This window comes from Nocardioides humi (genome assembly GCF_006494775.1).
Classification (GTDB): Bacteria; Actinomycetota; Actinomycetes; order Propionibacteriales; family Nocardioidaceae; genus Nocardioides; species Nocardioides humi.
In genome coordinates this window covers 1,415,105-1,428,839 of record NZ_CP041146.1, presented here as the reverse complement: position 1 = coordinate 1,428,839, position 13,735 = coordinate 1,415,105, and the positions used below count along the sequence as shown (strand labels likewise).

Below are 13,735 nucleotides of genomic sequence, written 5' to 3'. Positions count from 1 at the left end.
AGGGTCGGCTTAGTTTCGCAGGGGTCCAGGTCGTCCTGCGCCGTCCCCGGAAGTCATCTTGTCGCCAGTCGCCCGCCGCCCGCTGCTGCTCGGCGGTGCGTTCCTGGTGCTGCTGGGGGCGATCGTGCTCAGCCTGTCCTTCGGGTCCAACCCGATCCCGCTCGGCGACGTGTGGCGCCTGCTGCTGCACCCCGACGGGAGTACGGCGTCCGGCGTCGTCCACGACCAGCGGATCCCGCGGACGGTGGTGGCCGGGGTGGTGGGGGCCGCGCTCGGCGTCGCCGGCGCGCTCATGCAGTCGCTGACCCGCAACCCGCTCGCCGACCCCGGCATCCTCGGCATCAACGCCGGCGCCACCCTGGCCGTGGTGCTCGCGGTCGCGGTCGCGGGCGTCGCCGGGATCTGGTTCTACCTCTGGTTCGCCTTCACCGGGGCCGCGGTCGCGGCGGTCGCCGTCTACGTCCTGGCCGGCACCGGCCGCACCAACGCCAGCCCGGCGCGGCTCGCTCTCGCCGGCATCGCGGTCAGCGCGGCGCTGACCGCGATCGTGCAGACCGTGATGCTGCTCGACCAGGTCGTCTTCAACGAGCTCCGCTTCTGGGTCGTCGGCTCGACCGAGGGCCGCGGCTGGCCGGTCCTGCAGGCGGTGGGGCCGTTCCTCGTCCTGGGCGTGGCCGTCGCGGTGCTCCTCGGGCCGGCGCTCAACGCGCTGGCGCTGGGCGACGAGACCGCGCAGGGCCTGGGGGTGCGCCTGGGCCGGGCGCGCACCCTCGCGATCGTCGCGGTGACCCTGCTGGCGGGCGCCGCGACCGCCGCCGTGGGCCCGATCGGGTTCGTCGGGCTCGGCGTGCCGCTGATCGCCCGGACGCTGGTCGGGGCGGACCAGCGCTGGATCACCGCGCTGTGCCTGCTGCTGGGGCCGGCGTGGCTGCTGGCGGCCGACACGCTCGCCCGGGTCGTCGTACCCCGGGCCGAGATCGAGGTCGGCATCGTGGCCGCGCTGCTGGGCGCCCCGGTCTTCGTCGCCGTCGTGTCGCGCCGGAAGGTGCCGGCACTGTGAGGCACCTGCTCGTGGGCCGCGGCGCGGTGACCCTGCGCCTCCCCGTCCGTACGACCGTCGCCGTCCTCGTCGGGCTGGTCGTCCTGGCCGGGCTGTCCGTCGCCTGCCTGCTCGTCGGCGACTACGACATGACGCTGGGCGAGACGCTCCGGGCCCTGGTCGGCCGGGGGGACGACGGCCTCGGCATCTACTTCGTGCAGGAGACCCGCGCGCCCCGGGTCGCGGCGGCCGCGCTCGTCGGCATCGCCCTGGGCGTCGCCGGCGCGATCTTCCAGAACGTCACCGGCAACCCGCTCGGCAGCCCCGACATCATCGGCTTCACGACGGGTGCGGCGACCGGTGCGCTGGTGCAGATCCTGCTGCTGGGCGGCGACACCGACGCGGTGGCGCTCGGCGCGCTCCTCGGCGGCTTCGGCACGGCGGCGCTCGTCTTCGGGCTCACCCGCGCCGCCGGGCTGACCGGCAACCGCCTGGTGCTGGTCGGCATCGGCGTCGGCGCGGTCCTCGCGGCGATCAACTCGCTGCTGATCGTGCGCGCCTCACTCGACGCCGCGCAGACCGCCGCCCAGTGGACGGCGGGCTCGCTCAACGCGGTGCTCTGGCCGCGCACCGCGCTGCTGGCGGTCTCGGTCGCCGTGCTGCTGGTGCCGGCCGCGCTGCTCGCCCGTCCGCTGGGGATGCTCGCCCTGGGCGACGACCTCGCCGCGGGGACCGGCGTACGCGTCCAGCGGGTGCGGAACGCCTCGGTCGTCGTCGCCGTCGCGCTGGTGTCGGTCGCGATCGCCGTGACCGGACCGCTCGCCTTCGTCGCCCTCGCCGCCCCGCAGGTCGCGCGCCGGGTCGGCGGCCAGCCCACGCCCGGGCTGCTGTCGTCGGCGGTGACGGGCGCGGTCCTGGTCGTGGCCAGCGACCTCGCCGCCCAGCGGCTCTTCGCGCCGACCCAGCTCGCCGTCGGTGTCGTCACCGGCGCGGTCGGCGGGGTCTACCTGGTCCTGCTGCTGGCAGGGGAGTGGAGGAAGCAACGTGGCTGAGCCGGCACCCGTGCCCGAGTCCGCCGAGGGGCGGCTGCGGGCCGACGGACTCGCGGTCCGGTACGGCGACCGCGTCGTGATCGAGGACCTCGACGTGGTGATCCCCGACGGCCGGATGACGGTCGTCGTCGGGCCCAACGCCTGCGGCAAGTCCACCCTGCTGCGGGCCCTGGCCCGGCTGGTGCCGGCGGCCGCCGGCACGCTGACCCTGGACGACCGGCCGTTGGCGGACTACGGCGCCAAGGAGCTGGCCCGCCGCCTCGGCCTGCTCCCGCAGTCGCCGACCGCACCGGACGGCCTGACCGTCGCCGACCTCGTCGCCCGGGGCCGCTACCCGCACCAGAGCCTGCTGCGGCAGTGGTCGCCCGCGGACCGCGCCGCCGTCGACGCGGCCATGGCGGCCGCCGACGTCACCGACCTGGCCGACCGCGGGGTCGGCGAGCTGTCGGGTGGCCAGCGGCAGCGGGTCTGGCTGGCCATGGTGCTGGCCCAGGAGACCGGGCTGCTGCTGCTCGACGAGCCCACGACGTACCTCGACATCGCCCACCAGGTGGAGGTTCTCGAGCTCGCCCGGCGGCTGAGCGTCGAGGGACGTACCGTCGTGACGGTGCTGCACGAGCTGAACCTGGCGTTCCGGTACGCCGACCACCTGGTCGTGATGTCACGAGGGGCGATCGTGGCCCAGGGCGACCCGACCCGGATCGTCACCCCCGAGCTGATCGAGTCCGTCTACGACCTGCCCTGCCGGATCATCCCGGACCCGCTGACCGGCACGCCGCTGGTGATCCCGGCCGTCATGACGACCCGGGAGCTGCGATGACGACCCGCCGCCAGCCCCCGAAGGTGCCGCGGCCCGAGCCCGTCGAGCGCGCCGACTCGCCGACCGTCACCGCCCTGCTCGCGTCCGCCGACCCGGCGGCCGCCGTCGCGGCGTGGTGGGACGGCGTCCGGCTGCCGCTGGTCGAGGACGTCGGCGTCCCCGGCCGGGTGCTGGTGACCTTCTGCTGGCGCGACCCGGACGCGGAGCAGGTGCTGCTGTTCGCCAACCGGCTCACCGACGAGACCCGGCTCGCCGAGAGCCTGCTCGAGCGAGCACCCGGGACCGACCTGTGGCACGTCGGCTACCTGATGGAGCCGGACTGGCGGGCGTCGTACTCCTTCCTGGTGCGGGCCGCGGACGCCGCGGCGCCGTGGGAGCAGGAGGGCGACCAGGTGTCGATCCGGGCGGCGCTCGACCGCGGGCATCCCGACCCGCGCAACCCGCAGACCTGCCGCAACCGCGCCGGCGTCGTCCAGTCGGTGGCCGCGCTCCCCGAGGCCCCCGCCCAGCCGTGGCTCGAGCCCCGGCCGGACGTCGCGCGCGGCGTCCTCGCCGAGGAGACCGGTCCGCTGGGCCGCGAGCTGATCACCTACGAGGCCCCCGGTGCCGACATCGGCTCCCCGTTGCTCCTCGTGCTCGACGGCGAGGTGTGGACGTCCGTCCAGTCCCTCCCGACCACCCTCGACCACCTGGTCGCCGACGCCGTCGTCCCGCCCCTGCGCGCGGTCTTCCTCCCCTCCGGCGGCCGGGACGCCCGGTGGACGGAGATGGGCGGCACCGAGGGCGACGCCACCGCCGCCTACGTCCTCGACCACCTGCTGCCGGACCTGACCCGCCGGGGCTGGGTGCCGGCGCCGGAGCGGGTGAGTGTCGTCGGCCAGAGCCTCGGCGGCCTCACCGCGCTGCGCATCGCCCTCGCCCGCCCCGACCTCGTGGGCATCGCGCTGAGCCAGTCCGCCTCCCTGTGGCTCGACGACCTCGGGACGGAGCTCGCCGCCCTCGCCGCGCGCCCCGGCCCGCGCCCGCGCGTCGACCTGGCCCACGGCCGGCAGGAGTGGGTCCTCGCCGGCCCCCACCACGACCTCGCCCGCCGCCTCCGCGAGGCCGGGGTGGAGGTGAGCGCCACCGGCTACAACGGCGGTCACGACTACGCCTGGTGGCGCGGCGCGGTCGCCGACGCCCTGGCCCGGACGTGGCACTGGCGCCGCTGAGGTTCCGCGTGGGGCGTCTGCTCGTCGAGTAGCCCGAGCCCCTGGGCGAGGGCGTATCGAGACGCACATACCCGGCCTCTCGACACGCTCGCTACTCGACGAGCAGAACGGTGTGGCGCCCTTTTCGATCAGTGTTTCCTGTCCGGCCTCATGTGCGTCGGTGGAAGCGGATGCCGTCGGGCAGCCGTTCGTGGGTGTAGCGGTGGTCGTGGATGCGTTGGTGGTGGTGCGCGCAGAGGGTGACGGCCTGGTCGAGGTCGGTGGTGCCGCCGCGGGACCAGGGGTCGTGGTGGTGCAGGTGGCACCAGCGGGCGGGGATGGTGCAGCCCTCAGCCCGGCAGGTGTGGTCGCGCAGGCGGATCGCGACCCGTTGGGCGGGTTGGAAGAGTCGTGCGGAGCGGCCGAGGTCGAGCACCCGCCCCCGGCCGTCGAGGACTGCCGGGAGGATCTTGGCCTGGCAGGCCAGACGCCGTGCCTCGGACGCCGACATCGACTCTTCGCCCTCGGTGGTGAGGATCCCCGCGGTGGCGAGGTCGGTGCGGAGTTCGTCGATACCGATGGTCACCACCACGGTGGTGGCGTCCCCGCCGTGGACGGGCAGTGCGTCGGGGTCGATCAGCTCGAGCAGGTCCATGAACGCCCAGGCCCGGCGGCGGTGGAACGGGGTCCGCGCGAGATCAGGATTCCCGTCCACCGCCTCCGCCACGTCCGTACCGTCGGTGATGCGCCGCGGGTTGGTGTGGGCGTCGAGGTAGGTCTTGAGCCGCTCGACGGCGGTGGTAGGCAAGACCCCGGACAGGCGTGAGCTGCCGTCGCCGAGGTCGCGGAACTTCAACGACGCCTTGTCGCGAGCCTTCTGCTCCTCGGCTTCCAGACGCCTGGCTTCCTCGGCCTCGGCGATCTCGGGCGCCAGCACGTCGAGGATCCGCCGCCCCAGACGGCGCAGCTCGACCGGACCGAACTCCGCGGCATAGGCCACCAGCCGGGCCTCGGCGTCGTCGAGGATCTCGGGCCCGAGCCGGTCGGGCAGATCCCCGACGGCCGCCGTGATCACGCGTGCCTGCGCTGGGCTCACCGTCCCGGTGCGCATCGCCTCGACCACGTGCGGTCGCTGCTCGAGCGCGTGGGCGAGGTGCAGGTCGGCTCGGGCGGGCGCGGGGTCGATGTGGGCGGCGTGGGCCAGCCACGCGGCTGTGTCCCGCGCACCGTGAACAACAGCCACATCACCTGCGTCGGCCAGGGTCCGCAGCCGCAGCTCCTCGACCTGCGCCGCCAGTCGCGTGGCCTGGATCAGCAACTGCTCCTTCTCGGTGGTCGACAGGTACAGCGGCTGGGCGTCAGCCACCTCGGCCAGCGCCTCACGACACGTCTCCACCGCGGCCAGCAGAGGCTGCTGAACGAGCGATGCGACGGTCACGGATGGTCGCCTTTCCCGAGTGGTCGACGTACGTCGATCCTACCACGGATTCGAACATGTGTTTGAACAGAATGATCGGAGTCTGTCCAACTCTTCGGTTCTCCTGACAGGTGCGTGGCGGGAGACAAGCATGGACGCAGTCCTGGTGTGAGAAAGATCTGCACGTGATCGACGCGTCAATCGGCCAAGAACTCCGCGGGCTTCGCCTGTTGTGGACCGCTTCGGGATGTTCCGGGCGGAGCATCGATGCGGCCGCCGCCGCACGCTTCGTCTCCTCGCTCGGCGAGAAGAAGGTCGCGCAGCTCCTCGCCAGGTCGCGACCTTCCATGAGATCTGCGAACGCAACGGACTCCACGCTGCCATCGCAGAGTGGCTCGCGGCACGAGGCGGGCCACGTCCGAGTGGGTGGGGCTCGGACTGGAATCGATGACCGCCGGCTGGGTCTGATTCTCTGGCACGCCTGTGCGGACGCCCGCCGAAGGTCGATTCAGTTGCGACAGGCTGGAGATCGGCTTTGCCGATGCGGTGAACAACGTGCTCGGGCTCGAGGGAACGGTCGACCCCAGAATCTTCTCCGGGACAGTGGTGCCGGTGCGCACGCACATCACCATCGAACCGTGGATCAGATCTACCAGGGCCTGGGGCCTGAGCCTCGACAAGACCTGCCCTACGCCCGCAGCCCGTTCCTCTCCCGTCTTGAGAAGGCGGCCGCCGTGAACAGCCAGTCACGGGCCTGGCAGGACCTGCGGAAACGCCATGGCTTTCGCTACGTGAGCCTCGCGGTGGAGTGCTGGCGTGACCTCCAGGGACGAATCGGATCTCCTCGCGCGGATCGAGGATTTCGCGTCGCTCCCTCTCGAGTTGAGGGGGATCCGGGTCGGCTGAGCATCGTGTCCCCCGCAAACGCAACGAGGGCCCTCCCCGCATCGGGGAGGGCCCTCGGGTCAGCGCTGGCGCGCAGCCACTACTTCGTGACCTTCACCTTCACCGTGGAGCTGGTCGAGCCCGCGTGGGTGGGGCTGCCGGCGTAGGTCGCCGTCACCTTCCACTTGCCCTTCTGCAGCTTGGGCAGCTTGACCTTGGCGACGCCGGTGGCCGACACGGTGGCCGTGGCGGTCTTGGTCTTCTTGCCCTTGGTCGCGGTGACCGTCACCTGGCCGCCGGCGGCGGGGGCCACCGTGACGGTGACCTTGGCGCGCTTGCTGGCCTTGACCTTCTTGGGGGCCTTGGCGGTGGTGGACGTGGCGGCCGGCGCCGGGGTCGACGGGACGTCGGTCTTGGCCGGGGCCTTGAGGGTGAACACGTCGGTCACTCCGCCGGCGGAGGTGCCGAAGCTCGACGCCCACACCTGGTGGGTCACCGGGTCGACGGCGAGCGCGGAGACGTTGCCCGAGGTGGGCAGTCGCAGCAGCTCCTCGAAGGTCTCGGTGCTGTAGACCACGACCTCCTTGTCCTGCAGGTTGGCGGAGAAGAGCAGGTCACGCTCGGCGTCGACCTCGACCGAGTTGGTCTGGCCGGTCTGGATGGTCTCGATGACCGTGCCGTAGGACGGGCTCGCGAGGTCGGCGTCGACGACGGAGATCACCTTCGCCTGGTACGAGGAGACGTAGAGGCGCTTGTCCGTGGGGTCGTACGTCGGCCGGGCGTTGCCCGGCACGGCGGCGTCGAGCTCGACGACCTTGCTCGCGTTGAGGGTCTTGTCCTTCGGGTTGGAGGTGTTCAGCCCGTCGGCGTCGATCCGGAACAGCTTGGTGAGCTTGGTGTTGTCCTGGGTGATCTGACCGACGTAGACGTCGTTGTTGGCCTCGTCGACGGTGACCCCGATCGGGCCGCCGTCCTTGACCTCGTCCGTCACGGCGGCTGGCGCCGGGATCGCGATCCGCGCGTCGACGGTCTTGGTCGGCAGGTCGATCACGGTGATGTAGCCGCGTCGGCTGGACGGGTCGGCGGAGCGTCCCTGGGCGAAGTTCCCGATATAGGCCTTGTGGGTCTCCGAGTTGACCGCGATCCGGCGCGAGCCGTCGGAGATCTGCTCCCCGTCGTCGAACTTCCACAGCCGGTCGGCGTCGGTGGGGGCGCCCTGCGAGGCCTTCCAGATCACGATGCCGCCGCCGTAGCCCACCGACGTGTCGGTGACGGGGTCGTAGCCCTGCTGACGCACGTGGGTCGTGATGATCGTCGGGTCGTTGGTGCCGTCGTACGTCGTGTTCGGGTCGACCGCGATGCCGTTGGGCGAGAAGTGGGTGCGCAGGCTGCTCTGGCTCTGGACCTGACCGTCCGTGGTCGCCTCGGCGAAGCCGGTCCACGAGTGGGCGACGTTCTCCTTCACGCCCGTCAGTCGGGTCAGCCCGGTGTAGTCGACGTTGCGCTTGGTGCTGTTGGCGGTGTTGATCTCGACCACTTTGCCGGTGCCGGCGGTGAAGCCGTACTGGTAGGTGTAGCCGTTGACGGCACCGGAGGTGTCGTAGGTGGCGACCCGGGTTCGGGTGTCGGTCCGCTGGTTGCCGTCGGTGTAGTAGGCCTTGCGGTGCACCGGGTCGTACGCCATGTCGTAGGCGTTGGTGATGCCGGTGCTGAGGGTGGTGACCGAGTAGCTCCACCCGTCGCCCTCGGCTGCGTGCGCCGGGCTGGTGCCGGCCGTCAGCGCCAGGGGCGACGCCAGCAGCGCCAGACCGGTGGCGGATGCCAGCACGCGGCTGCGGAACCGCGGGGTGGCCGGGGACATGACCTTCATTTCTTCCCTTTCCTAGGTGGCACAGGTGCGCCTCTGCCGTGAGCACTCAATGAGCAGATGATGATTAGGTTAGCCTAATCTTGGACTACCCTACCGGTTCAGGATGTGGCTGCCAGCCAAAGATCAGATAATGGTCAGGTTAGGCTAAGCAAGGCTCGGGACCGACCGCTGCGGGGCTCCCGCCCCACCACCGATGAGGACGAACATGTTGAACACGATCAGGCGAGGATCCGGCCTGCTGGCCGGCCTCCTGGTGGCTGGCACGCTGGCCGTGGCCACCCCGGCGCAGGCGGCCGTGACGCCGTTGCCCGGGAGCAACGGCCTCGGCGGCACGATCACCTTGAGCGACGACCACTTCCACCCCGGCGACCGGATCGACATCTCCGGGACCGGGTTCACCGTCGCCGCCGGGACGGAGAGCGCGCCGGGACGCCCGGTGCTCGGCGTCAAGGTGCAGGACGACACCTACGAGGACGAGGGCTTCCCCTGGGAGGCCGGCGGTGCGTCCTACGTCGCGAGCCCCGGCGGCGCGGTCGACGGGCAGGGCGGCTATGCCGCGTTCCAGATCGAGGAGGACGGCACCTTCGACGGCTGGGTCGAGATCCCCGACGACTGGGACGTCCTCGGCCAGTCCCGGCTCACCTTCCTCGGCGGCTCGCTGACCACGGCGCCCGACGGGCTCGGCAAGAAGCTGCCGGCCCAGGTGACCCGGATCGACTTCCCGATCCTGGGACCCGACCAGCCGTGGGTCGAGATCACCTCGAAGAACCACACGCCCGGCAGCTTCATCGCCGACGGCAAGTCCCTGAGCGTGAAGGTCCGGAACTTCAAGAAGACCGGGGGCGGCGGGCAGCAGGTCGCATTCAAGATCGACGGCCAGGACATCGTGGTCGACGGCGAGGTCGTGCTGCCCTGCATCGCGACCGACGCCGACGGCGACGGCCAGGGCACCATCCCGCTGCCGACCGCGGCCAACAGCCTCGACGGGGCGGCCGACCACACGCTGAACGCGCTGGCCGGGACGGCCTGCGGCACCGCCAGCCCGGGAGACCCCGGCTTCGAGGCGCCCGGGCGGATGGTGCCGAAGACCTTCAAGGTCACCACGGCCAAGGTGACGAGCACGACCCACTACCCGGGCGGGCAGATCTCGGTGCAGCTCCACAACTACCTCAGCGCCTCCGGCTTCGGCGGGCAGAAGGTCGCCGTGCTGCGGGTCGGCGCGCCGTCGGACGTGCAGCTCGGGTGCGTCACCACCAACTCCGCCGGCAACGGCACCGGCACCTTCACCCTCCCCGCGAACACGGTCGTCGGCGAGGTGTCCGTCCAGTTCCTGGCCGGCACCGCCTGCGGCGCCGGAGCCGACGCGCCGGGACGCTCGCTGCGCCTGCCGCTCACCGTCACCGCGGCGCCGGCCCCGCCGCCCGCGCCCCAGGCCATCGCCAACACCGCCAAGCCGACGGTGAAGGGCAAGTTCAAGGTCGGCAAGGCGCTCAAGGCCAAGCCCGGCGCCTGGTCGGTCGGCGGCGTGGCCGTGTCCTACCAGTGGCTGCGCAACGGCAAGCCCATCAAGGGCGCCACCAAGGCCAAGTACAAGGTCACCAAGAAGGACCGCAAGAAGAAGGTCTCCGTGCAGGTCACGGCCACCGCGCCGGGCTACGCCGCGGCCGTGACGACCTCGAAGGCCAAGAAGGTCAAGTGAGTCCCAGGACCACGGTCAGGAGTACGGCGGCAGCCGCTGTCGTCGTACTCCTGGCGACCCTGCTCGCCGCCTGTGGCGGCGGCGCGGAGGGCGTCGACGGGCCCACGCGCACCGTCACCGACGTGCGCGGCGAGCAGGTCGAGGTCCCCGAGAGCCCGCAGCGGGTGGTGACGCTCAGCGAGCCCACGCTCGACGGGGCGCTCGCCCTCGGCGTCACCCCGGTCGGCACGGTCTCCGGCCGCGGCCAGTCGACGGTGCCCGGCTACCTCGTCGACCTCGCGGGGGACATCCCGCTCCTGGGCGGGATCGCCCAGCCGAACTTCGAGGAGATCGCCAACGCCGATCCCGACCTGATCCTGGTCGACGAGACCAGCATCAACAACAATCCGCCGGCGATCGAGGCGCTCGAGCACATCGCGCCCCTCGTCGTCACCGGCCGGGCCGGCGGCGACTGGCGCGCCAACCTCGCGCTCACCGCCGACGCCCTCAACCTCGCCGACAAGGGCCGCGAGGTCGTCGAGGAGTACGACGCCCAGGTGGCCGACGTCGCGGCGCGGCTCGACGCCGTGGCCGGCGACACCTTCTCCGTCGTGCGGTGGCAGGGCGGGGCCCCCTCGCTCATCCTCAAGGAGCTGCCGGCCGGCGTGGCCCTGGAGGATCTCGGGCTGAAGCGGCCCCCCAGCCAGGACAGGCGAGGGCGCGGCCACTCGAACCCGGTCTCGCTGGAGAACCTCGCCGAGATCGACGCCGACCACATGTTCTTCGGGACCCTCGGCGGGTCGAGCGTCACCAACCCGTCCGCCGGTGGCGGGACCGGTACCGACGCCGCGCGCCAAGCCCTCGCCGAGGCCGTCAAGGTGCCCGGCTTCACCGCCCTGAAGGCCTATCAGGACAACACCATCATCCCGGTCGACGGATCCCTGTGGACCTCGACCGGCGGCCCGATCCTGATGAGCCGGATCGTGGCCAACATCGAGGAGGCGCTGGTCCGATGACCACCCAGCTACGTACCTTCGTCGTCCTGTGCCTGCTGGCACCGTGGGCGGCGCTCCTGCTCGCGCCCCCGGCGTCGGGCACCACGGAGACCACGCCGGACGGCGCCGAGCTCGAGGTGCCGGACGAGGTCGTCTTCGGCACGTCCCTCCGGCTCGAGGGCCGTGGCTGGACCCACCCCGCCGGCGGCGGGTCCGGGGTGGTCGTGAAATTCGACGTACGCGGACCCGACGACACGCCCGTGACCACCCAGCGCGACATCACCGATCCGGTGAACGGCGGGGTCTACGCCGACAAGAGCATCCATGGAGCCGTCGTCGCTGACGACAACGGCAGTTGGTCGCTCACGATCCCGCTGCCGACGCTGGAGAACTCCGACGCGCTCTGGTTCCCCGGCGAGGTGCATCACGTCCGGGTGCTGTCCGGCTCGGCCAAGGACGGCGACACCGGCAGATCGGTCGGGGTCGACTTCACCGTGACCGCGCCCACCAGCACCTGCACCGCCGAGTCGGTGAGCCTCCAGGTCGCGTCCACCGCGGGCTTCGGCCAGCCGCTGCGCGTGCAGGGGACCGGATGGTGCCATCCCACCGACGGCGCCTCGCTGATCGCGGTGAAGATCGACGACGGGGCGTACTCGCGACTGGACGAGTCGCTCTACTCCGACCGCAGCGTGTGGGCCGTGATCCAGCCGGACCCGGCGACCGGTGACTTCGACACGACGATCACCATGCCCGACGGCACGACCGCCACCTCGACCCCGGCGCTGCCCTCGGGGGCGCACAAGCTGCGCTTCCTGACCGGCACGATGAAGCCCGGCGACCGGGTGCGCAGCCGCCTCTCGGGCGAGGTCGTGATCGGCGACTACAGCCCCAACGGCGCGCCCGAGCCGCTCGACCCCGCAGCGCTGTCCAAGGGCGCCAAGGGCGGGGTGAAGGCGAAGATCGTCAAGAAGAAGCTCGAGGTGACCGTCCCCGGCGCCCGGGCCGGCGACTGGATCTACCTCGACGCCTACGTCGACGGCGCACCGCGCGCGCCGTGGGGCCCGACCTGGTTCCAGGCGAGCGCGAAGGGCGTCGTCAGCGCCCCGCTCAAGGGAGTCACCCTGCCGGAGGGCGTCAGCAAGCTCACCGTGCAGTCCGGCAACCAGGGCGAGGTCGGCCGGCTCCGCGGCTGGGCGCGGCTGAAGATCGCCGGCGCCGACGAGACCACCAGCGGGTCGAAGACGACGTCGGCGTCCGCGAGCACCTCCGGCAGCAGTGCCGCGTCGAGCACGGCCGGCAGCACGGCGACCGCGACCGCGGCCTCGGCGCCGGTGACCGCGCCGTCCGCGCCGGTGGAGGACATCGGCCAGCTGACCTCCGACAACGCGGGCGAGGTCACCGGCACGCTCGAGGGCGGCCAGCTGCGGGTGAGCGTCCCCGGCGGGACTGTGGACCAGTGGCTGCACGTGTGGCTCTACGACGCGCAGGGCCACGCCGCGCTCGGATGGACCCGGCTCGACGCCGACCGCACCTTCGTCGTCGACGTCAGCGCGCTGGGCGACGCCCGGTTCAAGCTGGCGGTCCAGGACGAGCAGGGACAGCTGCTCGGCTGGACCGGCGGCGGCGTCGACGCCCCGGTCGACGAGCGGGCCGCCGGGGTGGTCACGGCGGCTCCGGCCGCCGCCGGCATCCCCGTCGACGACACGCCGGCCCCGCTGCTGCTCAACCTCGGCCTGTCCGGCATCGGGCTGGTCTCGCTCGTCGGCACCATGACGGCGCTCGCACTCGGCCGCCGCCCGGCCCCCGGAAAGGACTGACATGTCGACCACCTCGCCGAGCAGGCGCCGTACCCGCGCCGTCGTGGCCGCCTTCGTGACCGCCCTGGTCGCGGCGCTCCTCCTGCTGCCCGGGGCCCGGGAGAGCGGCGCCGCCGCGATCCCGCCCGGCGGCGCGGGCCCCGACACCCCCGGGACGGCGTCCAGCATCGCCACCAAGAAGGTCCCGGTCGGTGGCACGGTCAAGTTCACCGTGCAGGGGTTCCCGGGTGGGGAGACGCTCTACATCAAGATCGACGACGAGGCGTTCTGCACCTCGCCGCCCTTCGGTGCGTGCGTCTACCACCAGCAGAAGATCCCGGCCAACGGGACGGTCAACGGGTCGATGACGCTCCCGGCCGGCCTGCCGGCCGGATCGCACACGCTGCGGTTCCTCGCCTCCCAGACGGTGACGGAGAACGGCCAGGAGGTCCTCAAGGGGTACACCCGCAAGAGCCCGGCGTTCACCGTCGAGGCCGCCTCGGCCGAGAAGGCGGACAAGGGCGGTGCCGCCACGTCCGGCGCCGCTCCGGCCGAGGCCGGTGGGGACACGACCGGACAGGCCCCCGCCGCGGAGCCGTCGAGCGCCGGCGCCCTCGTGGTGACCGCGCCCAGCGGCGCGGCGGTCACCACGACCGAGGAGGCCGCCCCGCCGGCCGCCGAGCCGGTGCTCGTCGCGACGCCGACGACCTCCGCCACGGACGACGATCTGGTCCCCATGCCGTGGATCGGGCTCTACGTGCTCCTGGGGTGCCTGCTCGTCTCGAGCCTGATGACCACGATCGCGGTGTTCCGGCGGCGCTGACGCCCGCGATGCCGGGCGTGGAGGGCGCCCGTGCAATGATGTGCCGCACCAGGGGGGAGTACTCCTTCGCTGCGGGCTCGTCATCACGAGCGGACGATGTCGTCCGCTCCGGTCCCGTAGGCTGCTGGACGGCGTCAGCCGGCGGCAGCGGAAGAGACCTCGGGCGATCT

At 72.3% G+C, this 13,735-nt stretch carries 11 protein-coding genes; 9 read left to right on the top strand and 2 right to left on the bottom strand.

The window, feature by feature from the left end:
• Positions 1 to 58: 58 nt before the first annotated feature.
• Genes FIV44_RS07020 through FIV44_RS07005 form a run of 4 tightly spaced genes read left to right on the top strand, consistent with a single transcriptional unit; the run spans position 59 to position 4,122 of the window.
• Positions 59 to 1,060 (top strand): FecCD family ABC transporter permease, encoded by a 1,002-nt coding sequence (locus FIV44_RS07020; protein ID WP_141003821.1) that lies wholly within the window; start codon positions 59 to 61, stop codon positions 1,058 to 1,060.
• On the top strand, positions 1,057 to 2,091 hold the full coding sequence (locus FIV44_RS07015) for a FecCD family ABC transporter permease (RefSeq protein WP_219996330.1): 1,035 nt from the start codon (positions 1,057 to 1,059) through the stop codon (positions 2,089 to 2,091). The genes FIV44_RS07020 and FIV44_RS07015 overlap by 4 nt, the downstream gene beginning before the upstream one ends.
• Entirely contained in the window at positions 2,084 to 2,911 is an 828-nt protein-coding gene (locus FIV44_RS07010) for an ABC transporter ATP-binding protein (RefSeq protein ID WP_246086851.1), read from the top strand. The genes FIV44_RS07015 and FIV44_RS07010 overlap by 8 nt, the downstream gene beginning before the upstream one ends.
• Positions 2,908 to 4,122: an enterochelin esterase domain-containing protein gene (locus tag FIV44_RS07005; protein WP_141003820.1), complete on the top strand. Its 1,215-nt coding sequence runs from the start codon at positions 2,908 to 2,910 to the stop codon at positions 4,120 to 4,122. The genes FIV44_RS07010 and FIV44_RS07005 overlap by 4 nt, the downstream gene beginning before the upstream one ends.
• A gap of 148 nt (positions 4,123 to 4,270) precedes the next feature.
• On the opposite strand, the gene FIV44_RS07000 is transcribed toward FIV44_RS07005, so the two are convergent.
• Complete coding sequence (locus FIV44_RS07000; protein WP_141003819.1) at positions 4,271 to 5,539, bottom strand: HNH endonuclease signature motif containing protein; 1,269 nt, start codon at positions 5,537 to 5,539, stop codon at positions 4,271 to 4,273.
• A gap of 462 nt (positions 5,540 to 6,001) precedes the next feature.
• Between FIV44_RS07000 and FIV44_RS06995 the strand changes: the two genes are divergently transcribed.
• A complete protein-coding gene (locus FIV44_RS06995; protein WP_141003818.1) occupies positions 6,002 to 6,256 on the top strand; it encodes a hypothetical protein in 255 nt (84 codons plus the stop codon).
• Positions 6,257 to 6,503: 247 nt separating this feature from the next.
• On the opposite strand, the gene FIV44_RS06990 is transcribed toward FIV44_RS06995, so the two are convergent.
• Complete coding sequence (locus tag FIV44_RS06990) at positions 6,504 to 8,264, bottom strand: Ig-like domain repeat protein (RefSeq protein ID WP_141003817.1); 1,761 nt, start codon at positions 8,262 to 8,264, stop codon at positions 6,504 to 6,506.
• Positions 8,265 to 8,478: 214 nt separating this feature from the next.
• Between FIV44_RS06990 and FIV44_RS06985 the strand changes: the two genes are divergently transcribed.
• From FIV44_RS06985 to FIV44_RS06970, 4 genes are read left to right on the top strand one after another with little or no spacing between them, the layout of a single operon-like run.
• Positions 8,479 to 9,972 carry a hypothetical protein gene (locus tag FIV44_RS06985; RefSeq protein ID WP_141003816.1) on the top strand — a complete coding sequence of 498 codons (1,494 nt, stop codon included), beginning with the start codon at positions 8,479 to 8,481 and terminating at the stop codon, positions 9,970 to 9,972.
• Entirely contained in the window at positions 9,969 to 10,967 is a 999-nt protein-coding gene (locus tag FIV44_RS06980) for an ABC transporter substrate-binding protein (RefSeq protein ID WP_141003815.1), read from the top strand. Before FIV44_RS06985 ends, FIV44_RS06980 begins: the two co-directional genes overlap by 4 nt.
• Positions 10,964 to 12,763 carry a hypothetical protein gene (locus tag FIV44_RS06975; RefSeq protein ID WP_141003814.1) on the top strand — a complete coding sequence of 600 codons (1,800 nt, stop codon included), beginning with the start codon at positions 10,964 to 10,966 and terminating at the stop codon, positions 12,761 to 12,763. Before FIV44_RS06980 ends, FIV44_RS06975 begins: the two co-directional genes overlap by 4 nt.
• Before the next feature lies 1 nt (position 12,764).
• Positions 12,765 to 13,565: a hypothetical protein gene (locus tag FIV44_RS06970; RefSeq protein ID WP_141003813.1), complete on the top strand. Its 801-nt coding sequence runs from the start codon at positions 12,765 to 12,767 to the stop codon at positions 13,563 to 13,565.
• Positions 13,566 to 13,735 lie beyond the last annotated feature (170 nt).